The following is a 24,661-nucleotide window of genomic DNA, read 5'->3' as shown; positions in this document are numbered from 1 at the left end:
AGGAGGCATAATATGTTAGCGGAATATCAATGGTGGCATGGTGCTTTTCTATTTCTGGCCGTTATTTTAGAAATAGTGGCTAATATTTTTTTAAAGTTATCAAATGGATTTAAGCGACTGTGGATAGGTGTATTATCTTTAATTGCCGTTTTAGGTGCTTTTAGTGCATTAGCAGTAGCGGTGAAAGGTATTGAGCTTTCGATAGCTTATGCACTTTGGGGGGCTTTTGGTGTTGTAGCCACGGTTGCCGCCGGTTGGATTTTGTTTAATCAACGGCTAAATTATAAAGGTTGGGGCGGTATTATTTTATTGATTACCGGGATGGTCGTTATCAAACTGGCATAATTGTATTTCAGATGCTAGGACATAACACTGATTAGTAATGGCTAATAGAATAAAATAAAGGATTTATTTTTACCGCCCTCTATGTATCGACCCTTTTTTAACCATAAATAACCCCATCCATGATGGGTTATTTGTATTAATTCATGCCTAACACTCAGTGTTGGCGCATAGTTGCGAGAGGATAACAGCAGGCCGATTATTTATGCAGATTTAATAGACTATTTTCTGTTTTGTCAGATATTAATTGCATCGTTAAAATTTGAATTGTTTACTGATATAATAATTTTTAATTATTTATTCCCAATTTTTTAAGCTAAATATTTTTCTATGTTTCAGCAGATGTCAAATTTAAATATTGTTTATTCTACCTATTTAGTAACAAACCTTTTTTTAATATGATAATAGCTAGTCACAGTAATTGCTATTATTTCAATATGATATATGACCTATATTTAGCATTATATCTAATTCCAAATGCTTAACTGTAGGATTATATTTCAATATTTATAAAAAATAATAATGGGATTTTATTATAATATTTAGTTTTATTTTAAAATTTTTTATAAATGAGGCTGAGATTTTTCTTTATTTATATTCCAAAAATATAAGCAATAATATGTTTTATAACTTTTTATTTATAATATAATTAATATGTGATTTAAATAATGAAATTGAATATCATAAACGATTTAAATTACTCTGTAACTTACATATAAAATTAATAATAAATGAATAATAGGATATTAAAGATGGAAAAAATATATACGCAAGTAAAAGAATTTAGCAATAATAATTTTAAACACTATAATGTAGGTATGGCAGTTTATGATAATGCCTTAAATATTTGGCAAGGATTTAACGTAAAAATACATAGAGATGGTATTGATGAACCTGGACATGATTTCCTCGCCCAGCCCAAAAAAGATAACGGTCCAATCAAAATTAAACTGTTTAGTATTGAGTACGGAAAACCTGCATCTTTCGATTTTGCTATTAGTACACAATATAATCCTAATGGTAATAACTTAATTACTGGCAGCTATACCTCTGCAAAAAATAAAAACACTGGTAAAGTTGAAATTATTGATTTCAAATACGATACTAATAGTGGACTTAAACTTGATTTAGCTCCACTGTTTGAAGGTAGCGATGAAGATCCTACCTGGAATTTTTTAATGACAATAACAGCGTGTTAAAACAGATAATTTATTTTTAATGAAATAAGTATATTCAATGTTATAACAATATAAAAAACCAATTGGCATAATAATTAATCCTGGCCATAAAGTATAATGTTATTATAATGGCTAGGATTTATTTTATTTAGCTTGTCAATTTTACTAATTATATCAGCAGATGATTTAAATTAATTTAATGCAATAAATTAATTATGCCATCAACGAGCTAATTATCACGCTAATAACAATCACCTAGTAATAAATTTAGTAATAGTAACTGTTTAATTAGGAAAAATAGTATTAATGATCAGGATTTAAATAATTAGTCTATAATGTAATTAAATGGAAAAATTTTCTTCTATAAATTAAATAAAAATCCATAATAGAATTTTTATTATAGATATAATATTTTATAGCTGTGTGTTTTATAGGGATTTCTTTTGAAACTTTAAAGGCAATATATTAGCAAATAATAATTTTGAAAAAATTATTATTTAATATATTTAACTAATTTAATGTTTAAATAGGAAAAACCTATGAAATTAAAAAAATTTATTATAATGTGCTTGATATTAACTGTATCTTCAAATCTATTGGCTCATGGATATATAAAATCCCCTGCAAGCCGGGCATATAAATGCGTAAAGAAAAAAAACGAAATAAAAGCATTAAATGAAAATTGTGGTGATATAAAATATGAACCGCAAAGTGTAGAACAACGCACCGGATTTCCTGACAACGAGAATTTCCCTAAGGATGATAAATTAGCTAGTGGGGGTATTGCAAGATTTAGTAAATTAGACGAAGCGGGTAAAGATAGATGGCATAAAACTGAAATGCAAGTAGGAAACAATGATTTTTTATGGCATCTTACCGCTCGACATAGTACAGCAAACTGGCGTTATTATATCACTAAAAATGGTTGGAATAGTGGCGTACCTTTAGAACGTTTGTCATTTGATTTAGGACCTTTCTGCTCCCAATACGATTATGGAGCAATACCAAAATCAGACGTTACTATGACTTGTAAAGTACCTGAAGATCGTACCGGTTATCATGTAATTTATGGCGTTTGGCAGATTGCTGATACCAGCAATAGTTTTTATCAAGTGGTAGATGTGGTTTTTTCTGATAATGATAACAAACAACCTACCGAACCGGTTATCACAGAACCGACAGTGACAGGAACCAGCCAACCTGGCGAGCCCGTTGTTACCGAACCGACAGTAACGGCAACTTTTTATATTTGGGATTCATTAAAATTGCTTGTACTGTACAGCGAACGGGGGCTTTACCAGCGACAACCCAGCTATCCCAGACTTGGTTCATGCCCGCCAGATCCGCTTTATCAGCGAGAAAGATAGTCGCATCAAGGATACGGCTTTTATTTGAACCGACGCGAGCTAAAATGTTATCAATAGCATGCAAAGCGCTGGTTGTTTGTTGATGAATATCACCTTCAAGATTTTCAGGAACGCTGGTGTAATAGAGGGTATTGTTAAATATGGTAGCTTCTGACCAGCGATTTTCTGGATCAATATATTGAATAGACATTGTTATTCCTAATTTTTTAAATATAAAGTCATGGCTATATTGTCTACTAAAATCTATTTTTTGTCATGGTAATAGGTTATTTAATATAATCACGAGTTTCGCACAGGCATATAAAGTTCTAGAAATGGCTTAAAAGCAATGGTTAATCTGCAAGTTACTAAAACACATAAATTTTATTAAATTACAATAATTTGTATTTAATTTATAAGGTTTTGTCTATTTTATATATCATGCTGAATTAAACTTAAAAATAGCGCGTTTTTTTATTGGTGCGAAACTCGTGGGATTAATACAAAATGGTGATTACATCGGTTTAACCGATAAATTACCCGAAACCTGTCAATCAACACCTGACATTATTTTTTTACCGCTAGATGAGCTTAGCATGACAAATAGCTGTTATTTTTATAAATCTAAAGCACATGGTAGTATTTTGAATCGATTTATTGATGCAATTGAAAAAATATATTAATCAATAGGTAAAATATAAATTGGGCAAAATTATGGTTGATCTGATGCTAGTAACCACAGGGTTGGTAACTTGCGAGTTTACGCTAGTGAATAGACAGAGCAAGCGTTAACTGCTCTAAGTACCTATCTATTTGATATTTAATCGATTAGTCAGAAGTGTTATCCTTGCTCATTAGTTCATTAGGTAAAATTTAAATGTAATAACGATGTCAGTTTTTTTTAAATATAGTTAATAATAAATAATCATTTATCATGATAAATAATTATAATTGTTTAAAGGTAATATTATGTACTCTGTATAATAATTACCTTTAAAATAAGTCAGGCTATTTTATTAAATATAGGATAGGTTAAAGAATAATCGTGCGGTTGCCATGAACAAAAACGCGTTGTGCTAATACCCAGTATAAAGCGTGGCTTAAGACATTTTTTTCAACGTCTTTACCTGCTCGTATCATATCCTCAGCAGTATAACTATGATCAACGTTAATCACATTCTGAGTAATAATAGGGCCTTCATCGAGATCATTATTGACAAAGTGCGCCGTTGCTCCAATGATTTTGACACCACGTTGATAAGCTTGATGATAAGGTTTTGCACCAATAAAAGCTGGCAAAAAAGAGTGATGGATATTAATAATTTTATTGGGATAATGTTGAACGAAATCAGGCGTAAGTACGCGCATATATTTTGCTAAAACCACATAATCAGGATTATAATGGTCAATTTGTTCTTTTAATAGATGATCATGTTGTTCTCGGGTTAGATTTTCATGGCTAATATAGTGAAATGGGATATTAAATTGTTCAACGAGTGATCTTAATGTCTCGTGATTACCAATTACAGCAGCAATTTCCACATCAAGACCATCATAGGCGCTTTTCATTAATAGATCACCTAAGCAGTGTGCTTCTTTGGTTACCATAATAACAATGCGTCGTTGATTTGCTGTACTTAATTCACGTTTAGACCCTGATGGTAAAGCATCGTCGAGATCAGCTAATAATGTATTATCGTTGAAAATACCCTCAAGTTCAGTACGCATGAAAAAGCAGTTCGTCTGATGGTCAACAAATTCATTATTTTGAATAATATTTAATTGATGTTTATAACAAATATTTGTGATTTTAGCGATTAACCCTTTTGCATCAGGGCAGATGGTGCGAAGAATTTTTTTTTTGTATCTTGTTGCATTAATGGTCTTTTCCTTCAAATTTTTTTGTTACAAATATCGCAAAATAGGAAATTTTAATCTTGTTACGATAAAATGTGGCAATTCTGACGCTTTTAGGACTGTTATGGCAATGGTTTTTTCAAAATTTCATTAAAATTATTTAAAAAAACATCTTTTTATTATTGTAAATCACATTTTTATCATTTGGAATATTGATTAATTAAAAGCAAACAAGCGCTATAATAGATAAATATGAGTTATTTATGATTAATTTATCTGAAAACTTTAACAAAGGTTCATTTTTATCTTTATATTCACTTTTAATTGGGTAAATAATGTTACTCAATAGTGACTGAATCATCCTCAGTGCTATTGATCATTTATCTACTTTGGTTTACTGATTTGAATTTTAGATATTGATAATAAAGTAATAAATAGTTTTTTAGTTGTTAGATTCAGGATGAAAAAACATAAGATAATTTTGATTAAAGAAAAAAGGAACAAAATTAAGAAAGTAATTTCTAATTACAATAACTGTATAAAAGTAACCAATTGATTCCAATAAATGAAAAATAATTATATATTTCAATACAAAAAAATATATAACTTTAAGTGTAAATCCGTAAAATATTTGTTCTATCATAAGTACTATTTTCTAAAAAGATAATATCGTCAATGGCATTTTATGTAATGTAAGGCTGGCATATGAAAGGGAAGAAAATATTAATTGTAGAAGATGAGGTGGTTTTTCGCTCTGTATTGAGAAATTACCTTAAATCATTTGATGTGATTACTTATACAGCCAGCAATGGGCAGGAGGCGTTAGATATTATTAATGCTGTTGAGCATCTTGATTTGATTTTATGTGATTTAAGCATGCCTGTGATGAGTGGTGAGACTTTAATGCAGAAACTGGTGGAAATGAAGTGTGAAATTCCAGTTATTGTTATTTCAGGAACAAATAGAATTAGTGATTTGGATAGAATGCTGCGACTTGGGGTAAAAGATGCATTATTAAAACCGATTGTTGATTTTGATGATGTTAAAGAGACGATTATCCGTAATTTGTATCCAGATATTGTAGAAACAACCACTCGTTTATCTGCTGAGCTTTCTCATATTCAGCAAATGATCCAGCACGAAAAGCATGATATTTTGCCAGTTTTACTTGAGCTACAACCCAAAGTAAATCAAACACTAGCAAATTATAAAATTAATTATCGGCAGCTAAAAGATATTAATAAAATTGGATTATTATTTGATTTGGCAGAACTTTCTGATAAACAAATAGGTTTTTATTGCCTTGATATTGAGTATTCTTCGGGTGATGGCGTTATGGCTGCATTATTACTTAGAGTTGCATTTAATGAATTATTGCAAACTTATCTTAATAGCCAATCAAACAAATTATTTAATATTAGTGAAATGCTTGAGCAAATAAACACTTTATTAATGGATTTAGGTATTAAAGGACAATTCCCAATTTTATTAGGTTATTTTCATACTGAAAGTAAAACAATTGTATTAGCTTCAGCAGGACTTAATGTAAAATTAAAAACCGAGAATAAAGAAGTCGAATTGTCATCAAGTGCACCATTGGGTAGCTTACAATCAATTGCTTATCAGCAAATAATGGAAAAAGGAATAGATTGGCAATGTAAAATATGGAATCATAAACATCGAATGACTTTAATGTTTAATTCATTGGTAGAAATATTATAATTATTTACTTTTTACATGATTGTTAACCTAGGCCAATTTTCTCTAGTTTGCTATTTATTTGGTACATTTTACTGCTATACTCGCCACAAAAGTTGTTGAAAATCTGTCTATCACATTTCATTAGTATATTGTACACGAGTTTCGCACAGGCCTATAAAATTCTAGAAATGGCTTAAAAGTAATGATTAATCTGCAAGTTACTGAAATGCATAAATTTACTTAATTTACAATAAGTTATATTTAATTTATAAGGTTTTATCTATTTACATATTATGCTGAATTAAACTTAAAAATAGAGCGTTTTTTTATTGGTGCGAAACTCGTGTTGTATTTAGGTAACTTGGTAGAAAAAATGAAATTAAAAAAAGCGGAAAAAAAAGTTAGCAAAGCTGTTATTCCTGTCGCCGGATTAGGAACTCGCATGTTGCCGGCAACCAAAGCGATCCCTAAAGAAATGTTACCTTTAGCGGATAAACCACTTATTCAGTATGTAGTAAATGAATGTATATCTGCTGGTATTCATGAAATTATATTAGTCACTCATTCTTCAAAGAACTCAATAGAAAACCATTTTGATACCAGTTTTGAATTAGAAGCAATTTTGGAAAAGCGCGTTAAACGGCAATTATTAAATGATGTACAATCCATATGCCCAAGTCATGTCACAATTATGCAAACGAGACAAGGTATCGCAAAAGGGCTTGGACATGCCATTTTATGTGCAAAACCCTTGGTAGGAGAGGAGCCTTTTGCTGTAGTTTTACCGGATGTAGTTATTGAACAATATTCTTCGGATTTGAAACAGTATAATTTAACCGCGATGCTGAAGCGTTATCATGAAACATCAGCCAGCCAAATTCTTGTTGAGCCGGTACCAAAGGAGTCTGTATCCAATTATGGTGTTGTAGATTGTGACAGTTATCAATTAAAAGCCGGTGAAAGCAAAATTATTAAAGGCGTTGTTGAAAAACCTAAAATTGAACTGGCACCATCTAATTTATCTATCGTGGGGCGTTACGTATTGTCAGAGAAAATTTGGCCTTTATTAGAGAAAACACCAATGGGGGCAGGCGATGAAATCCAGTTAACTGACGCGATTGAAATGTTAATAGAAGGAGAACCTGTTGAAGCCTATCATTTACAAGGTAAAAGCCATGATTGCGGTAATAAATTGGGTTACATGAAAGCATTTGTTGAATATGGTATGCAGCATGAATTTTTAGGTGATGAGTTTTCCGCGTGGGTAAAAAAAATATCTTAGATTGCTAATTGTCGATAAATTTGATTCAAATCAATAAAAAAATCTGCATGGTATTTTTATACAAAATTGCCTATTTGTTATTACAAATTTATTTTAACAAGTTCTATTTATGCGTAAAATTAAAATGAGATTTATTAATTATATAAGTAGGCAAGGATGTTGTTTAAACGGAGATATTACAAACTATTTCAAATAATAATAATTTGATTTTGCTGATCATATATCACTTTAGTTGCTAGCTAAAATTTCTTGTGTTGGCGCGTGAGTTTCTATCAATAATATTTACGTTAACACTGATCATAATTATGATAAAAAAGTATAGTAATTATATTTAATTGATTTAGCTTGTATCAGATTAGCAGTTTATTTTTTTGTTTATAAAGTAATCTGTTTATTATTTCTATAGTAAATTTTTTCATAATGAATAGAATGAAATTTAACAACCTCTCTAACAAAATAAAATAGAGAGAAGTCTAATAATGAACATTGAATGCATGATTTTATGGCAATAAAAAACAACGATACTATTTCTTGAAGGAATAATTTGAAATGTTTAGACAACAAAAGTTTACATTACATGGTGTATCGCTGATAACAAAATATTTATATTAATAGAAGTTGTACATTTTTATGTCGGTTTCTTTATTATAGGAAAAGGTATGGTTAGTTATTAGTGAAAAGTGGCTGGCATGTAAATGTATTAAGTATTTATCTTAGCGAGCAGAGTTTTACGCTTTGATATATTTTAGACCTTTAAGATTGGTTATTTATTGTGTAATAAATGTTAATGATATGTGTAATAAAAATACCCTTTATATAAAGGGTATTTTTAAAGTAGGGAAAGGATATTTAGATTAAAAAATCATCCATATTTTTACCATTCGTTAGTGCCTTTTTGATGACAGCAGGTGTGCGACCTTGGCCGGTCCAGGTTTTGATTTCACCATTTTCATCTTTATATTGAAATTTAGCCGGTCTTGCTGCGCGCTTAGTACGGTTAGATGTTTTTGAAGGAGTTTTTGCAGTAACTAGATCATCTAGACTGAGTCCTTCTCCTTCCAGCAATTTAATATATTTTGCAATTTTTTGACTATGAGCTTCTAATTGTGCTCTCGCTTGATTTTCATCTTCACGACGTTCATCTACAACGGTATTAAATTTATCATGTATTTCTTGCAATGATTCTAACGGCATTTCTCTTGCTATCGCACGTAAGGTACGAATGTTATTTAATGATTTAAAATATTTCAATGAATCGCTCATTTTCCTGGTCTCGAATTAAAATGAATGTTGGCTGATGTCTACTAATAATAGAATGCTATTTTATTTTCTGCAATAGTGAAGTTACAAAATAAGGTTAAATTTATTGTTTTTTTAAACTTAAACTTCTTTGCAAAAGCAATATAAGCTTTCATTGTAAAAATATTATATATCTTATATTAGATACCCTGGATACTTAAAAATCTATACCAAAATGATAGAACTGCTTTTATATTTGAATTTCATTCAGATGTAAAGATGATGTTTTTTATTTTTATTCAACTTTATGGTATGTAACATAAACTAAATTTTTACTTAATATGTGTAAAAGAGTTTGCTTATTAAGCTTTTGTTGAGTTATCACTACTGGGTATCTAAGTTTTTTGATGAATGTTAGCTATTAATAATCTTTTCTTATCACATACTTTGTTAAAATAAAGATGTTGTTTGTAGAGCGTGACATTTAAACATACGAATTTTTTCATGACTATAAACATTACTAAAAAATCTGTTATGTTAGTTATCAATATTTATAATCAAATGAAATGAAAAATAATGTTTGATAATGTATGTGGTAAACTTTCAAAATATTTGTCTAAATAGGTAAGAGGAAAGGGCTAATGGCTCAGTTTTATTTCTATTATTCAGCAATGAATGCTGGTAAATCAACTTCACTACTTCAGTCTTCATATAATTATAATGAACGGGGAATGAATACGCTTATTTTCACCGCTGAGATTGATACCCGATTTGTTCAAGGTAAAGTAACCTCCAGAATTGGTTTAGCAGCAGATGCAATATTATTTTCGCAACAGACAGATATGGGGAGATTAATAAAAGAAAAAAATAGCTGTCAAAAAATTCATTGGGTGCTTGTTGATGAGTGTCACTTTTTAACTAAAGAGCAAGTTAGTCAGCTTTGTGAAATTGTTGATTATGCCAATATACCGGTTTTGTGTTATGGATTAAGAACAGATTTTCGTGGTGAGTTATTTATTGGCAGTAACTATCTGTTAGCTTGGGCAGATAAACTTATTGAACTAAAAACCATTTGTTATTGTGGTCGTAAAGCAAGTAGGGTTTTGCGATTAGATGATAATGGGCTTGCTGTCTATCAGGGAGAACAGATTGAAATTGGTGGTAATGAAAAATATATCTCAGTCTGTCGTAGGCATTATATGGATGCAATCAATCACACAAAATGTATTGAGGCGGGTGAAAAACCTTTTTCCGTTGTTCCATTTAAATAATTTTTAACTCCCCATATTAGATTATTATTCTTAAATGAAAATTAATTACGTAAAATAACTATTTTGGTTTTAAATTATTTTCAAATAAGGATTGGTAAAATATTTTGCGATTAAAAAAGCACCGAATATATATTCAGTGCTAATTATTAAATAAATGGTTACAAATAAAATGTTTATTAAGTAGATTCTTTTACTAGATGACTTTTTTCCTCTGTTTGCAGAAATATATTTTTCTCTTCAGTAAAATTATTACCATAACCTGAGTTCGGGATAAGCATTATCAATTATACTTGAAGATACGTACCTGCAACAGGTATCTTTGGTTTAGATGGCATTAAACAATATGCAACCAGTCCGCCTAATAAATTCACTACAAAGTTAGCCGGAGAGCGATGTCGCGTATGCTCTATTTGACAAAGATTTTTTAACTCATCAAATACCGTTTCAATGACAGAACGATGACGCAAGATGGCTTTGTCGAAACAAGTCTGTTTAATAGGCTTCATTTTCTTCTTGATATTCGTTATAAGGCTAATTCCCATCGTTTTGAGTTGCTGTTTCAGTGAAGCCGATAAATACCCTTTATCTGCGTACAAACAACCAGAAAGATCCTTTGTCAGCTCAGGCAATGGTTTCCGATCATCGGTGTTTCCTGGTGTGAGTCGAAAACTGAGTATTTCCCCCAAATGATTGATAATTACATGAAGCTTGAAACCAAAGAACCAACCTGTTGAATTTTTTCCCCGTTCAGCTATCCCATTGAAGACTTTATGTCTGCGGATCCGTAAGTTATCACACACCGCTATCGGAGTAGAATCGGCAACCGATAGCCCCGTGCATTTTCCCTTAATTGACTCAAACAGTGCCGTTAACGCTAAGGCACTACGCGGAAGTAACTCTACACAGCGTGAATAGGATGGCAAGTTAGGAAATTCCTTCCGGAGATATAAGCGGACATAATAGAGATAAAATACCTTGAATTGCCTGAATCGGAGTTGATGAAACAACACAACCAGTGTCATCATTTCCGCCAACGAAAGCTGAGTAGACCGTCTACGACGCTTAGTACCGTTAGTCAGCAAATATTCATGCATTTTTGGCTCGAAGTCTTTGCAAAAATCATCCATCAGGCAATAAAGTTCAGTAAGATTTTCCATAATTGTTTAACAATGCTCTACTCTTTAACCAGACTGTTAGAGTATTTTAACAAAACAGGCTCATTCAACTATTTGAATATCAAGACTTTCTCTTTATTTCTTATCCCGAACTCAGGTTACCATAGTATGAATCTAACATAATTTGTTTTAGTTCAGCGATCAATGGAAAGCGAGGATTCGCACCAGTACATTGATCATCAAACGCATCTTCAGATAACTTATCCTCTTTAGCTAAGAAATCCTTTTCTGCGACCCCAGCTTCACGAATAGATTTGGGGATACCGAGCATAGTTTTAAGTGTTGCTAACCAATTAAGCAGTTTTTCAATTTTGTTAGCTGTGCGATCAGCTGGTGAGGTTAGTCCTAAGTGATCGGCAATCTCACCATAGCGACGACGAGTTTGAGGGCGAGCATATTGGCTGAATGCGGTTTGCTTTGTTGGATTGTCATTAGCGTTATAGCGAATGACATTTTCAATTAGCAGCGCATTGGCTAAACCATGGGGTATATGAAATTCGGAACCTAATTTAACCTGAGTTCGGGATAAGAAATAAAGAGAAAGTCTTGATATTCAAATAGTTGAATGAGCCTGTTTTGTTAAAATACTCTAACAGTCTGGTTAAAGAGTAGAGCATTGTTAAACAATTATGGAAAATCTTACTGAACTTTATTGCCTGATGGATGATTTTTGCAAAGACTTCGAGCCAAAAATGCATGAATATTTGCTGACTAACGGTACTAAGCGTCGTAGACGGTCTACTCAGCTTTCGTTGGCGGAAATGATGACACTGGTTGTGTTGTTTCATCAACTCCGATTCAGGCAATTCAAGGTATTTTATCTCTATTATGTCCGCTTATATCTCCGGAAGGAATTTCCTAACTTGCCATCCTATTCACGCTGTGTAGAGTTACTTCCGCGTAGTGCCTTAGCGTTAACGGCACTGTTTGAGTCAATTAAGGGAAAATGCACGGGGCTATCGGTGTTGCCGATTCTACTCCGATAGCGGTGTGTGATAACTTACGGATCCGCAGACATAAAGTCTTCAATGGGATAGCTGAACGGGGAAAAAATTCAACAGGTTGGTTCTTTGGTTTCAAGCTTCATGTAATTATCAATCATTTGGGGGAAATACTCAGTTTTCGACTCACACCAGGAAACACCGATGATCGGAAACCATTGCCTGAGCTGACAAAGGATCTTTCTGGTTGTTTGTACGCAGATAAAGGGTATTTATCGGCTTCACTGAAACAGCAACTCAAAACGATGGGAATTAGCCTTATAACGAATATCAAGAAGAAAATGAAGCCTATTAAACAGACTTGTTTCGACAAAGCCATCTTGCGTCATCGTTCTGTCATTGAAACGGTATTTGATGAGTTAAAAAATCTTTGTCAAATAGAGCATACGCGACATCGCTCTCCGGCTAACTTTGTAGTGAATTTATTAGGCGGACTGGTTGCATATTGTTTAATGCCATCTAAACCAAAGATACCTGTTGCAGGTACGTATCTTCAAGTATAATTGATAATGCTTATCCCGAACTCAGGTTAATTTATGGGCCATTGAGTGGCAAATACCTAAAAAAGCATTAGCGAAAGCAATACCAGCGATGGTTGCTGCATTATGCACCCGTTCGCGGGCAATCGGATCTTTCGCTCCATTCAGATAACTGGTTGGCAAATACTCTTTTAACAACGTTAAAGCCTGTAAAGCTTGTCCATCAGAGTATTTACTTTCCAGAACTGAAACATAAGCTTCTAATGCATGGACGATAGCATCTAGTCCACCCAATGCTGTAAGTGATTTCGGCATATGCATAACAAGATTGGCATCAACAATTGCCATATTTGGCGTAATTGCATAATCGGCTAAAGGATATTTTTGGCCGGTAGCATCATCAGTAACAACAGCAAATGGCGTGACTTCTGAGCCTGTACCTGATGTTGTGGTGATGGCAACCATTTTGGCTTTAACACCCATTTTAGGGAATTTATGAATACGTTTACGAATATCCATAAAACGTAGAGCAAGCTCTTCAAAATGGGTTTCAGGATGTTCATACATTACCCACATGATTTTAGCTGCATCCATAGGAGAGCCACCGCCTAAAGCGATAATCACATCTGGTTTAAAGGTATGCATTAAAGCGGCACCTTTACGAAAATACTCAGCGTAGGATCGGCTTCAACTTCAAAAAATACTTCAGTTTCAACGTTAAAAGTCTTCAATACATTAACGACTTCATCAACATAACCATTATTGAATAAGTAACTGTCAGTAACAATAAAAGCCCGTTTAGCACCGTCAGTAGCAATTTCTTCCAACGCTAATGGTAGGCAACCACGACGAAAATAAATAGAACTAGGAAGTTTATGCCACAACATATTTTCTGCTCTTTTCGCTACTGTTTTATTATTAATTAGGTGCTTAGGACCCACGTTTTCAGAGATAGAATTTCCACCCCACGAGCCGCATCCTAATGTTAATGAAGGAGCCAATTTGAAATTATAAAGATCACCAATCCCACCCTGTGATGCCGGAGTATTAATTAAGATACGTGCGGTTTTCATTTTCTCGCCGAAATAATTAACTCGCTCAGTTTGATTGTCTTGATCAGTATAAAGACATGAAGTATGGCCAATACCACCCATCTCAACCAATTTTTCTGCTTTTCCAACGGCATCAGCAAAATCTTTACTATGGTACATGGCAAGTAATGGTGAGAGTTTTTCATGGGCAAAAGGTTGGCTCTCATCTGTGGCTTTTACTTCTCCGATTAAAATTTTAGTGTTTAACGGCACTTGTATGCCGGCTAGTTCAGCAATTTTTACCGCTGGTTGACCAACAATAGCCGCATTTAAATTACCATTTTTTAAAATAATGTTTTGTACTGCTTTAAGCTCTTTACCTTTTAATAAGTAACCGCCATGAGTGACAAAACGTTCGCGCACTTGATTGTAAATTTCGTCCACAATGATAACTGATTGCTCTGACGCGCAAATAACACCATTATCAAAAGTTTTTGACATTAAAATTGAAGCAACTGCACGTTTAATGTCGGCAGAACTGTCAATCACGACAGGTGTATTACCTGCACCTACACCGATGGCAGGTTTTCCTGAGCTATAAGCTGCTTTCACCATACCAGGTCCACCGGTTGCTAAGATAAGGTTAACATCAGGGTGGTGCATTAATGCATTTGAAAGTTCGACCGAGGGTTCATCTATCCAGCCAATGATATCTTTTGGTGCACCAGCAGCAACAGCGGCTTGTAATACGATTTTGGCGGCGTTGTTAGTGGCATTTTTAGCGCGAGGGTGAGGGGAAAAAATAATCCCGTTACGCGTTTTTAGACTGATTAAAGATTTAAAAATGGCTGTCGATGTAGGATTAGTTGTTGGAACAATACCACAAATTAAGCTAATAGGTTCGGCAATAGTGATAGTACCAAAAGTAAGATCTTCGGACAGAATGCCACAAGTTTTCTCATCTTTATAAGCATTATAAATATATTCCGAAGCAAAATGATTTTTAATCACTTTATCTTCTATAATTCCCATGCCAGATTCTTCAACTGCTAATTTTGCTAAAGGAATGCGAGAGTCAGCAGCAGCACGAAAAATTTTATCAACTTGATCCTGGGTAAAATTTGCAAATTGTTGTTGTGCTTTTTTTACACGCACGACAAGTTCATTGAGTTCAGTAACATTAGTTACAGATATAAAGATTACTCCTAATAAATGTTAAATTTTTTTAGTCAATTAGCCTAGATTAGGAGCAATATAATTAAATATGAAGTGTCATATTATATAAGTGCTAATTTGTTTTTAGTAAGCTAATTGACTTAAAAAATTCACATTATAAAAATAAGTAAAAACGCTCATTATATTTATGAGAACTCAATAGATATATAGCTTACCATTTATAAATAGCGCTAAAGTGATCTTTATCAAAAAAAGTGCATAATGAATCAATTCAGTAATAAGTTATATAAGCATAATTTCAATTAGCAATATAAGTAAATATTGAAGAATTAAGTTAGCAAAATTTTGTATGGTATTTAATTTAGAAGCTTATTTTGTTATTGAATTAGTTTTTGAATTTTAGCTAGATAAGTATGCTACGCTAAGATAAAGTGTTTTCCCTGTTAGGCTAAACATTATTTGTTTTGAATAATTAATTTTTAGCTAAGCGTTAATATTTGATTGAGGGACTCAATTGTGGTTGGTACTTTACTGGATCTTCCTAATTATATTAAGTTTTTTTTAGGTCTTTTTGCGTTAGTTAATCCGATAGGAATTTTGCCTGTATTTATTAGTATGACTAATTATCAATCTGTGACAGAAAGAAACCGCACTAATTTAGTGGCTAATTTTTCTGTGGCAATTATTTTATGTATTTCGTTATTGGTGGGAGAGGTTTTTTTAAAATTATTTGGTATCTCTATTGATTCTTTCCGTATTGCTGGCGGAATAGTTATTGCAGCCATTGCTATGTCTATGATTAGTGGTCGAATAGGTGAAGATAAGCAGAATAAACAGGAAAAATCAGAAACTGCCATTCGTGATAGTATTGGAGTTGTTCCTTTAGCATTACCATTAATCGCAGGGCCTGGAGCAATTAGTTCATGTATTGTCTGGTCTTCTCGTTGGTTAGGATGGCAAAATTTAGTTGGTCTATCGCTAACGTGTATCTTTTTTGCTTTGTGTTGTTGGTTACTTTTTCGCTCAGCAACAATTCTCGTTAAATATTTAGGTCAAACGGGAATTAGTGTTATTACTCGTATTATGGGATTATTATTAATGTTACTTGGAATTGAGTTTATCATTACAGGCACTAAATCTGTTTTCCCAGGATTACTTTAAACGAGCAATAACATCATAACTCAGTGATATTTATAACGTATTCATAAAATTTTAGGATATTGATATTGTCATAAAACCTATATTAATAAATTTATTTATCTAATAATTGTAAGTTTTATGAATTATTAATCCATCATAAAATCAATTTCTATAGGCTAAAAAACACTTTTTTACTAAGGATTGCAATAGCAATATCCATTTTAATTTATGGTCTAATAGGGTAATTAATAATTTAAAATTGAAATTTTTCCTGTTAGCTAATCCGCTTGATTATAATACATAAAGGCAAGTTATGGTGCTGGAAATCTGCTCAATGAATTAATTTTGTTATTAACTATGTGCAGCCTTATTTATAAAAATTAGCCTTATTTTTATAAATAAGGTGTATATATGAATATCATTATCTGACAATTATGGGAAATAAATGTTATTGGTTGATTTATTAGTATTGGCTTAATTTAACAAAAATAATTTTTTGGCGCTGATAATTTTATAAAAATATTACAATAATGGACTAAAAAAATAGCAAATACGTTCGATAACACGGTTCCATAATGGGCGTTTATTCCAATTCTTCTGCATCAAAGGTGTAGAGCGAGCAATGTAATCATATTGAACTAATATTAGATCGCTACCAAAGCTTTTATCATCAATTACAACAGTAATTTCAAAATTAAGCCAAAGGCTTCTCATGTCTAGATTAACAGACCCAATTAAGCTTAACTCACCATCAACAGATAGGCTTTTAGTATGCAAAAGCCCATCATTGAACTGATAGATCTTAACGCCCGCTTCTAACAATTCAGAGTAAAACGCTCGGCTTGCCCAACGAACTAAAAAAGAATTATTCCGATTAGGAATGACCATTAACACTTCGACACCCCGCATCGCTGCAGTGCAAATAGCATGGATGAGATCATCACTGGGAACAAAGTAGGGTGTGGTAAGGATCAGCTGTTTGCGGGCAGAAAAAATTGCGGTCATTAAAGATTGCTGGATTAATTCTTCCGGAAAGCCAGGCCCTGAAGCAATGACTTGAGTTGTATGTCCAGTAGCTTGTTCAAACGGCATAATATTGGTGTCTGGAGGAGGAGGAAGAATGCGTTGACCGGTTTCCATTTCCCAATCAAATGCATAAACAATGCCAAGGGTTGTTGAGACTGGTCCTTCCATCCGAACAACAATATCTACCCACTGTCCCACACCGGCATTTTGCTTAAAAAAGCGAGGGTCAACCATATTCATACTACCAACATAGGAAATATAATTATCAATAATAATTATTTTTCTATGTTGGCGTAGATCCATTCGTCGTAGAAAAAAGCGGAACAAATTTACTTTTAGTGATTCTATTAGTTCTATTCCGGCTTCACGCATTTTTTTTGGTTGATGGCTGTGAAAAAAAGACCAGCTACCGGCAGAATCAATCATAATTCGGCATTTTACACCACGTTTTGCTGCATTGATCAGAGCTTCGGTAACCTCATCAACTAACCCTCCGTCTTGCCAAATATAAAATACCATTTCGATATTGTAATAGGCTGAATTAATATCGCGTATAATGGTATTTAAAGCGTCTTGATAATTGGTTAAAAGTTGAATTTTATTTCCTTTAACGCCGTCAATTCCTTGTCTTTTTTCGCAGAGTTCAAATAAAGGTTCTGCCACTCGGCTATTACTTTTGCAAAAAATATGTTTAGATTGTTTGAGTTTTTCAAGCCAGGTTTCGACTGAAGGCCACATATTCTTTGCTTTAATTACTCGTCGCTTGCCAAGGTGTAACTCACCAAAAGCCAGATAAGCAATAACGCCAACTAGTGGGATGATGTAAATAATCAATAGCCAGGTTAGGGCAGAAGTCACCGGACGGCGTTTTAATAAAATGCGTATAGTAACCGTGGCAATCATTAGCCAGTACAGAAAAAGCACAGCCCAGTTTAATAGTATATAGAGGGTTGCCATAGGCAAAGATGTTCCTATCTTAGAGTTGGTTCGATATTATTGATTATCTGGTTATTCACTATAGCAAAATAAAATTTGTTATGAATATGAAAAGTACGATTTTTAGCTTAAGTGAAAGTAATTTAATGTATTTTATGAATATTTTAATTATTTTTATATTTTTTTTGCTATATCCATGAATGTTAATTTGTCAGATTAAATAGTCACTTATTATTATACACTTCAAATGCTAAGCTTGGTTACTTTAAATAAATTAAATATGTTAATAATTGGTTTGCTTTTATGGATTACTATGTTGATATTATTAATAAAAAACTAGATCATTAGCTAATTTTATTGTCAACAAGATACTTTTTTAAACTTAGCAGGCTATCCTTATTGAATATGATTGCTATTTGCATTTAGAATAGAGCTTATTTAATTTGCTTATTTTAAGAAAGAATTTTCTCATGCGTTGGATCCGTTCGGCATCATTTATTGCCTTATCATTATTCCTTCATGCTTCGTTAGCGGTATCTTGGTTTTTATTACAGCCTACATTATCAGCTTCCTCAGCTGAATCTATGTCAGTAACCATGGTCGCTTTAGCTGCACCTAGTGATATTAACCAGTCGGTAAATGTTAAACAGCCAGTAACGGAAATCGCGCCTAAAATAGAGCCTGATGTTGAAGCCAAACTGGCGTTACCTATGAAAAAAAAGGTCACGCAAAAAAAATCGATCGTTAAACAAAATTCTAAATCTAAGCAGTTAGTAGAAAATCATATTAAAAAAACTATTACCGAACAGTCAAATCAATCACAAGCTAATGTCGTGAGCAAATTAGCAAGCGATGATCATGTTGGTGTTAATAACAATCAGCAGACTAATCAAATGGCTTCCTCATCAATTGCTATAGATGGCCCCAGAGCATTAAGAATTCAACATCCAGATTACCCTGATCGCGCTCGTAAACTCGGTAAAGAAGGTTATGTTAATGTTCTATATGATATTGATGAAAATGGTAGAGTTGTTAACTTAGAAGTAGTTGATTCATCACCTAGAGGTTTGTTCGAACGTGAAGTTAAGCGGGCAATGAATCGTTGGTATTATGAAAAAATTCCGGCTAAGGGATTAAAAAAGACATTCCTGTTTAAAATCGATGGTTCAATTAATCTTTCTTAAATTGCTTTAGTCATAAAGCTTGCTTAAAGGCCAAGGTAAATTGGCCTTTAAAAATAGATTAATTGGGAGATACGTTATCAGAGTTAGATAATTGGTAATGACGTTTTTCTTCAGGTAAACAACGGGGAGAATTATCCTCATTAACAGCAACATAAGTGAAAATGGCTTCGGTGGCTATAACGTTGGCCTACTGGCTCACTGGAAACTTTCTTGACCCAAACTTCAATATTGATGGTAATAGAGGTGTTACCTGTTTTAATGCAGCGAGCATAACAACAAATTACATCGCCGACTGAGACTGGTTTTTGGAACGTGCTCCCATTGACGGCGACAGTAACAACACGACCAAGTGCAATTTGTTTTGCTAAAATTGCACCGCCAATATCCATTTGTGACATTAGCCATCCGCCGAATATATCACCATTAGCATTTGTATCGGCCGGCATTGCTAATGTACGGAGAACTAATTCTCCTTGTGGTAATTGTTGTTGTGTCATGAAAAATTTACTTCTGTTATTTGCCACAATATACCTGCTGGAAGTAGGTATCCGTTGTTATCATATCAATTACTTTTGTTCTTTAGGTAAATGTTTATAGATATACACCATACTAAGTATTGTAAATATTAGTGTGACCGCGGTCAAACCAAAAACTTTAAAGTTAACCCAGACATCCTGAGGTAGCCAAAAGGCAACATAAATATTTACTAGTGCACAGATAGCAAAAAAGATTGCCCATGATAAATTTAATTTATGCCAAATCTCATCAGCTAAATGGATCTCTTTACCCAGCATTCTCTGGATTAATGGTTTTTGGGTAAAATATTGGCTGACTAACAGTGCTAATGAAAAAATAGCGTAAATAACTGTCACTTTCCATTTAATAAAAAGATCACTGTGGAAAATCAACGTCAGTCCACCAAAAATGATCACGATGACTAAAGTAATTAACGAACTTTTTTCAATTTTTTTGTAGATAAGATAAATGGCTAGCATCGATAAAGCGGTGGCAATCATTAATGCGCCAGATGCGTAAAAAATATCTACTTTTTTATATACAATAAAGAAAACAATGAGAGGAATAAAATCTAATAGTTGTCTCATGAGGGCGCTTATCCTGATCCTTTTCGAGTAAATATGAATTTTTATAATTATTTGATTAATAAATTATAAAATATCCTATTGCCAATTTGTTTTATATTATATTACCTTATTTGATAATAATGTTACACAGTGAGTAGGTGTATATTTTTATCAATAAAATTATCTACTGAGCAATAAAATTCACTATTAATATATTGAAGTAATTAACTTGTTATTACCAATACAGTGCAATTTTGAGTCAGCACGTTGGTTCTGTAATTAATGTTTAATTGTTTAAGTTAATAGTAAATTTTTACCACGCCATCTAATGGTAAATAATAGCCGTGGTATTTTTATTTGGTTAATTTGTTGTTTTTCCAACTAACATGTAAAGGCGGAAAAAATAGATCAATGTAAAAGAGGTAAATAAATTATTCAATGTAAAAGAGATAATATTATTCACCATACTCGGTAAAAAACGAAATTGTCCAAGTAGCATAGTGAGTAACATTTGCAATGCTAGCCAAAGTAATAAAATTGCTAGAATTAACCACCAATGACGAAATGCTATTTTCCAACTTTGACTCATGGCTCGTAGCGGCATAATGTTTTTGACGGTTATTAAGATGATGGGTGATAAGGAAAAACCGATAGCTAAAATGATACCGGGTAAGATGAATAGCATAAAGCCAAAATAAATTATAATTGTGCATATAACTAACAAAATTAACATGTTAGGTAATATACGTAACGAAAGCACAAAAGCTTGCCCTGCACTGATGCTATTGCCGGTACTGAATTCTGACAAATAAGTAACTACTGAAGAAACTAATAATATTAATCCGATAAAAACCGCAGCCAATGAGAGTAGTGAGACTCTCATCATTATCGATTTTTCTTCATCAGATAATTGACTTACCCAGGTTAAAAGTGAAGTTGAGTCATTTTGACCACCAAGGGTTTTGACAATGGTTGCCATTTCATCGATGGGAACCAGAAAATAATAAAGTATTAGACTGATGGTAGCTGAAATGAATGACAGGATAAAAAGGCCGCTCAGCTGATTTTTAAAAAAATTAAAGCTATCGCTGATAAGTGAGTTGGCCGTAATGGACATGAAAACTGCTCCTATAACTGGTTTTTATCATCACATTTTAATTGTATATTGTAACTGACAGTGAAGAGAGCGTATAGCTTTTCTATGGTAAAGCTATTGCTATATCAGTAAATTTTGTGGTTATTCTATAAGTAAGGATAAAATACTAAAAATAGAGTGATATTTATATTATAGTAATTTTGAATATAACAATGTAATGATTGGTTTTAATAATTGATATAGTAATGACTTTATGGTGATAAAAGCGATTATTTTATTATCTGATTTGAGGAGCCAATGGCGATAAATTATATTTATTTCAGCCCCTATATTGGGGCTGAAAAGTAAAACAATCATCGTATTTTCATCGAATCAATGACTGATTCTACACCTGCTACACCTTGTGTTACTTGAATTGCACGCTGAGCGTCGGCACGCGAACTGACAAAACCGCTCAATTGCACACGACCTTTAAAGGTTTCAACATTGATTTGCGTTGATTTCAAGTTTTTTTCTGCCAATAATGCTGTCTTCACTTTAGTTGTAATAACCGTATCATCAATATATCCACCAGTTCCTTCTGTTTTTGCTGTTGGAGCACAAGCAGAAAGGAATAATGCCATAAATAGCACGGTACAGAGCGCTGTCATTGATTTAAGATATTTCATTATTCAATTCTCCATTAATACGAGGGTTATTTTTATTTATCGTATATGAGTGCTAAATGAAAATTTCATCGCAGTCAATATACTGATTATTGATGAAATATAAATAAATTACAAATGAATAGCTGGTATCGATAGCGACTTGTTAATTACAATAGTTTATTAGAATCGATAATTAGTAATTACAAAATAGCAAGACAAACTACCATTTTCGCTAGCTTTAAATTGACTATTTTTGCGTAGCCATTTTCATCTGTGAAACAAACTGTTTTAATTTGGCTAGTAATATATCAGATTGCTGATGATGAATTTCAATTAATCACGAGTTTCGCACCAATAAAAAAACGCTCTATTTTTAAGTTTAATTCAGCATAATATATAAATAGATAAAACCTTATAAATCAAATGCAACTTATTGTAATTTAAGAAAATTCATGTGTTTTAGTAACTTGCAGATTGATCATTGCTTTTAAGCCATTTTTAGAATTTTATATGCCTGTGCGAAACTCGTGTTAATTTTACAACCGCAGAGCCAGATATTGCGCCAACTACCCCATTTTTGATTGCTTCAGTGACTTGTTTTGGTTTAGCAATACCAAAACCTAACAGTGGTGGGGCGGCATGGTAGGCTTGTAGCTTGGTTAATAACTGGCTAGCAGGAATATTGGCTTTTTTTTCTGTGCCTGTTACACCTGAACGCGAGAGTAGATAAGTATAGCCACGACCATATAAAGCAATTTGGCGTAGAAGATCGTCATCAGCATTAGGAGGACAAATAAATATTGGTGCAATATTATGTTGCAACGCTGAAGTGCGAAATGGCAGGGACTCATTCATCGGTACATCGGCGATTAAAACGGAATCGATGCCGGCATTCTGACATTGAGCGTAAAAGTTATCAATATCATAGTTAAAAATCAGATTTGCATAAACTAATAAGCCAATAGGAATCAAAGGGTGCTTTTTGCGGATCTGTGCTAATAACTCAAAACAGGATGTTGGTGTGATGTTGGCATTAAGTGCGCGTAAATTGGCCTTTTGAATCGTTGGACCATCAGCCAATGGATCAGAAAAAGGGATACCAATCTCTAATGCATCGGCTTTTGCTTCAATTAATGTATCAATAATTTTTAATGACATTTCTGCATTGGGATCTCCTAAGGTGATGAATGGGACGAATGCTGCCTGATTTTTAGCATTTAAGGGCTGATAACGCTCCATTAGATCTCTCCTTTGGCTTGCAAAATAGCCTGTACAGTAAAAATATCTTTATCTCCACGGCCGGAGATATTAACAATCAGTAGTTGTTCTTTTTCCGGTTCTGCTTCAATCATTTTTAAGGCGTAAGCCAGGGCGTGTGACGACTCTAAAGCTGGGATAATACCTTCATGATTAGCCAGTTTTTTAAATGCCGATAACGCTTCATTATCGGTAATTGAGACATAATCAGCACGGCCAATACTATTTAAATAAGCATGCTCTGGTCCGACTGAAGGAAAATCTAACCCGGCAGAAATAGAATAAGACTCTTTAATTTGGCCTTCATCGGTTTGCATTAGATGAGATTTCATACCAAAGTAAATACCAAGCCGACCATGTTTTAATGGTGCACCATGGGCGCCAGAGTCGATACCTAGACCGGCTGGCTCAACCCCAATTAGACGTACATTTTGCTCTGATTTAAACGCTGTGAATAATCCGATAGTGTTAGAGCCTCCGCCAACGCAAGCAATTACGGCATCGGGTAGTCGTCCTTCTCTAGCTAAAATTTGTGCTTTGGCTTCATCGCCAATCATACTTTGAAACTCGCGTACTAGCGTTGGATAGGGATGGGGCCCGGCTGCGGTGCCAAGTAAATAGTGGGTGTTGCTATAACTGGCTGACCAATCTCTCAAGGCTTCATTGCAGGCGTCTTTTAAGGTTGCTGAGCCATTATTTACCGTAATAACTTTAGCTCCCAATAATTGCATCCGAAATACATTGGGCAATTGGCGTTGGACATCTTTCTCTCCCATATAGATGCGACATTATAGATGCGACATTTAAGCCCAAGTAATGCACAAGCCAGTGCTGTAGCAACGCCATGTTGTCCAGCGCCAGTTTCTGCAATAATTTCAGTTTTGCCCATCCGTTTGGCTAATAAAGCCTGGCCTAACACTTGATTTGTTTTATGTGCGCCGCCATGCAATAGATCTTCTCGTTTTAGATAAAGTTTAGTTTTAGTACCGATGGTTAAATTGCGACATAGCGTTAAGGCGGTGGGACGGCCAGCGTAATTTTGTAATAGATCGTGAAATTGTTGTTGAAACGTATCATCTTGCTGGGCTTCGATGAAAGCCTGTTCCAGTTCGTTAAGTGCGGGAATAAGAATTTCAGGCACATATTGACCACCAAATTGACCAAAATAGGGATTTAATTTACTCATTACTTTATTCCGTTGTTCTGATCGTTAAA

General features: G+C 33.4%; 17 protein-coding genes and 6 pseudogenes. 10 read left to right on the top strand and 13 right to left on the bottom strand.

All coding sequences use genetic code 11. The features are described from left to right. Positions 1-12: 12 nt before the first annotated feature. From mdtI to V3224_RS18440, 3 genes and pseudogenes are all read left to right on the top strand, one after another. Entirely contained in the window at positions 13-345 is a 333-nt protein-coding gene (mdtI, locus tag V3224_RS18450) for a multidrug/spermidine efflux SMR transporter subunit MdtI (protein ID WP_063655586.1), read from the top strand. A gap of 749 nt (positions 346-1,094) precedes the next feature. Continuing rightward, positions 1,095-1,541: a hypothetical protein gene (locus V3224_RS18445; RefSeq protein WP_334472187.1), complete on the top strand. Its 447-nt coding sequence runs from the start codon at positions 1,095-1,097 to the stop codon at positions 1,539-1,541. Between the two features lie 518 nt (positions 1,542-2,059). Next, positions 2,060-2,632: pseudogene (locus V3224_RS18440) on the top strand (lytic polysaccharide monooxygenase); the annotation flags it as partial. Positions 2,633-2,735: 103 nt separating this feature from the next. Here V3224_RS18440 and V3224_RS18435 read toward each other — a convergent pair. After that, positions 2,736-3,077 carry a RidA family protein gene (locus tag V3224_RS18435; protein WP_334472186.1) on the bottom strand — a complete coding sequence of 114 codons (342 nt, stop codon included), beginning with the start codon at positions 3,075-3,077 and terminating at the stop codon, positions 2,736-2,738. Positions 3,078-3,357: 280 nt separating this feature from the next. Here V3224_RS18435 and V3224_RS18430 point away from each other — a divergent pair, with 280 nt between their 5' ends. Beyond that, positions 3,358-3,549, top strand: a complete 192-nt coding sequence (locus tag V3224_RS18430) for a hypothetical protein (RefSeq protein WP_334472185.1) — start codon at positions 3,358-3,360, stop codon at positions 3,547-3,549. A gap of 349 nt (positions 3,550-3,898) precedes the next feature. Here V3224_RS18430 and purU read toward each other — a convergent pair whose 3' ends face one another. Beyond that, a complete protein-coding gene (purU, locus tag V3224_RS18425) occupies positions 3,899-4,747 on the bottom strand; it encodes a formyltetrahydrofolate deformylase (RefSeq protein ID WP_334472286.1) in 849 nt (282 codons plus the stop codon). Between the two features lie 681 nt (positions 4,748-5,428). Here purU and rssB point away from each other — a divergent pair. Then, entirely contained in the window at positions 5,429-6,445 is a 1,017-nt protein-coding gene (gene rssB / locus V3224_RS18420) for a two-component system response regulator RssB (protein ID WP_310510858.1), read from the top strand. A gap of 352 nt (positions 6,446-6,797) precedes the next feature. Then, positions 6,798-7,706 (top strand): UTP--glucose-1-phosphate uridylyltransferase GalU, encoded by a 909-nt coding sequence (gene galU, locus V3224_RS18415; protein ID WP_334472285.1) that lies wholly within the window; start codon positions 6,798-6,800, stop codon positions 7,704-7,706. 849 nt (positions 7,707-8,555) lie between these two features. Here the strand turns inward: galU and V3224_RS18410 are convergent. Further along, positions 8,556-8,969 carry an H-NS family histone-like protein gene (locus tag V3224_RS18410; protein ID WP_334472184.1) on the bottom strand — a complete coding sequence of 138 codons (414 nt, stop codon included), beginning with the start codon at positions 8,967-8,969 and terminating at the stop codon, positions 8,556-8,558. A gap of 617 nt (positions 8,970-9,586) precedes the next feature. Between V3224_RS18410 and V3224_RS18405 the strand changes: the two genes are divergently transcribed. After that, positions 9,587-10,216 carry a thymidine kinase gene (locus tag V3224_RS18405; RefSeq protein WP_334472183.1) on the top strand — a complete coding sequence of 210 codons (630 nt, stop codon included), beginning with the start codon at positions 9,587-9,589 and terminating at the stop codon, positions 10,214-10,216. Between the two features lie 284 nt (positions 10,217-10,500). Here the strand turns inward: V3224_RS18405 and V3224_RS18400 are convergent, their stop codons facing one another. Both V3224_RS18400 and V3224_RS18395 read right to left on the bottom strand, forming a co-directional pair. Beyond that, positions 10,501-11,373: an IS982 family transposase gene (locus V3224_RS18400; protein WP_334467716.1), complete on the bottom strand. Its 873-nt coding sequence runs from the start codon at positions 11,371-11,373 to the stop codon at positions 10,501-10,503. Between the two features lie 118 nt (positions 11,374-11,491). Further along, positions 11,492-11,902 (bottom strand): annotated as a pseudogene (locus V3224_RS18395) (bifunctional acetaldehyde-CoA/alcohol dehydrogenase); the annotation flags it as partial. Between the two features lie 118 nt (positions 11,903-12,020). Between V3224_RS18395 and V3224_RS18390 the strand changes: the two are divergent. Further along, positions 12,021-12,895, top strand: a pseudogene (locus tag V3224_RS18390) (IS982 family transposase). Between the two features lie 27 nt (positions 12,896-12,922). Here the strand turns inward: V3224_RS18390 and adhE are convergent. Next, positions 12,923-15,096: pseudogene (gene adhE, locus V3224_RS18385) on the bottom strand (bifunctional acetaldehyde-CoA/alcohol dehydrogenase); the annotation flags it as partial. Positions 15,097-15,594: 498 nt separating this feature from the next. On the opposite strand from adhE, the gene V3224_RS18380 reads away from it, so the two are divergent. Then, positions 15,595-16,239 (top strand): YchE family NAAT transporter, encoded by a 645-nt coding sequence (locus V3224_RS18380; RefSeq protein WP_334472182.1) that lies wholly within the window; start codon positions 15,595-15,597, stop codon positions 16,237-16,239. Positions 16,240-16,740: 501 nt separating this feature from the next. Here the strand turns inward: V3224_RS18380 and cls are convergent. Continuing rightward, the gene (gene cls / locus V3224_RS18375) at positions 16,741-18,201 is read right to left on the bottom strand and encodes a cardiolipin synthase (protein ID WP_334472181.1); all 1,461 of its coding nucleotides are present in this window, start codon (positions 18,199-18,201) and stop codon (positions 16,741-16,743) included. 449 nt (positions 18,202-18,650) lie between these two features. Between cls and V3224_RS18370 the strand changes: the two genes are divergently transcribed. Then, on the top strand, positions 18,651-19,364 hold the full coding sequence (locus V3224_RS18370) for a TonB family protein (protein WP_334472180.1): 714 nt from the start codon (positions 18,651-18,653) through the stop codon (positions 19,362-19,364). A gap of 58 nt (positions 19,365-19,422) precedes the next feature. Here the strand turns inward: V3224_RS18370 and yciA are convergent. The 6 genes and pseudogenes from yciA to trpB form a co-directional block, all read right to left on the bottom strand. Then, positions 19,423-19,861 (bottom strand): annotated as a pseudogene (gene yciA, locus V3224_RS18365) (acyl-CoA thioester hydrolase YciA). A 69-nt stretch (positions 19,862-19,930) separates the two neighbouring features. Further along, entirely contained in the window at positions 19,931-20,467 is a 537-nt protein-coding gene (locus tag V3224_RS18360; protein WP_032114988.1) for a septation protein A, read from the bottom strand. Positions 20,468-20,807: 340 nt separating this feature from the next. Beyond that, on the bottom strand, positions 20,808-21,563 hold the full coding sequence (locus tag V3224_RS18355) for a YciC family protein (protein ID WP_334472074.1): 756 nt from the start codon (positions 21,561-21,563) through the stop codon (positions 20,808-20,810). A gap of 332 nt (positions 21,564-21,895) precedes the next feature. Further along, the gene (locus V3224_RS18350; RefSeq protein ID WP_334472075.1) at positions 21,896-22,210 is read right to left on the bottom strand and encodes a BON domain-containing protein; all 315 of its coding nucleotides are present in this window, start codon (positions 22,208-22,210) and stop codon (positions 21,896-21,898) included. A 477-nt stretch (positions 22,211-22,687) separates the two neighbouring features. Then, positions 22,688-23,428 (bottom strand): tryptophan synthase subunit alpha, encoded by a 741-nt coding sequence (gene trpA, locus V3224_RS18345; RefSeq protein WP_334472076.1) that lies wholly within the window; start codon positions 23,426-23,428, stop codon positions 22,688-22,690. Then, a pseudogene (gene trpB, locus V3224_RS18340) lies at positions 23,428-24,632 on the bottom strand (tryptophan synthase subunit beta). The gene trpA and the pseudogene trpB overlap by 1 nt, the downstream one beginning before the upstream one ends. Between the last annotated feature and the right edge of the window lie 29 nt (positions 24,633-24,661).

Origin of the sequence: Arsenophonus sp. PmNCSU2021_1 (assembly GCF_036919435.1) — a bacterium.
GTDB classification, from domain to species: domain Bacteria; phylum Pseudomonadota; class Gammaproteobacteria; order Enterobacterales; family Enterobacteriaceae; genus Arsenophonus; species Arsenophonus nilaparvatae.
This window is presented reverse-complemented; position numbering and strand designations above follow the sequence as displayed.

Coding starts and splice junctions, on each gene's coding strand:
- V3224_RS18445 (WP_334472187.1), top strand. CDS start 1,095: ATGGAAAAAATATATACGCAAGTAAAAGAATTTAGCAATAATAATTTT.
- V3224_RS18370 (WP_334472180.1), top strand. CDS start 18,651: ATGCGTTGGATCCGTTCGGCATCATTTATTGCCTTATCATTATTCCTT.
- V3224_RS18405 (WP_334472183.1), top strand. CDS start 9,587: ATGGCTCAGTTTTATTTCTATTATTCAGCAATGAATGCTGGTAAATCA.
- rssB (WP_310510858.1), top strand. CDS start 5,429: ATGAAAGGGAAGAAAATATTAATTGTAGAAGATGAGGTGGTTTTTCGC.
- V3224_RS18400 (WP_334467716.1), bottom strand. CDS start 11,373: ATGGAAAATCTTACTGAACTTTATTGCCTGATGGATGATTTTTGCAAA.
- cls (WP_334472181.1), bottom strand. CDS start 18,201: ATGGCAACCCTCTATATACTATTAAACTGGGCTGTGCTTTTTCTGTAC.
- V3224_RS18435 (WP_334472186.1), bottom strand. CDS start 3,077: ATGTCTATTCAATATATTGATCCAGAAAATCGCTGGTCAGAAGCTACC.
- trpA (WP_334472076.1), bottom strand. CDS start 23,428: ATGGAGCGTTATCAGCCCTTAAATGCTAAAAATCAGGCAGCATTCGTC.
- mdtI (WP_063655586.1), top strand. CDS start 13: ATGTTAGCGGAATATCAATGGTGGCATGGTGCTTTTCTATTTCTGGCC.
- galU (WP_334472285.1), top strand. CDS start 6,798: ATGAAATTAAAAAAAGCGGAAAAAAAAGTTAGCAAAGCTGTTATTCCT.
- V3224_RS18350 (WP_334472075.1), bottom strand. CDS start 22,210: ATGAAATATCTTAAATCAATGACAGCGCTCTGTACCGTGCTATTTATG.
- V3224_RS18360 (WP_032114988.1), bottom strand. CDS start 20,467: ATGAGACAACTATTAGATTTTATTCCTCTCATTGTTTTCTTTATTGTA.
- V3224_RS18355 (WP_334472074.1), bottom strand. CDS start 21,563: ATGTCCATTACGGCCAACTCACTTATCAGCGATAGCTTTAATTTTTTT.
- V3224_RS18410 (WP_334472184.1), bottom strand. CDS start 8,969: ATGAGCGATTCATTGAAATATTTTAAATCATTAAATAACATTCGTACC.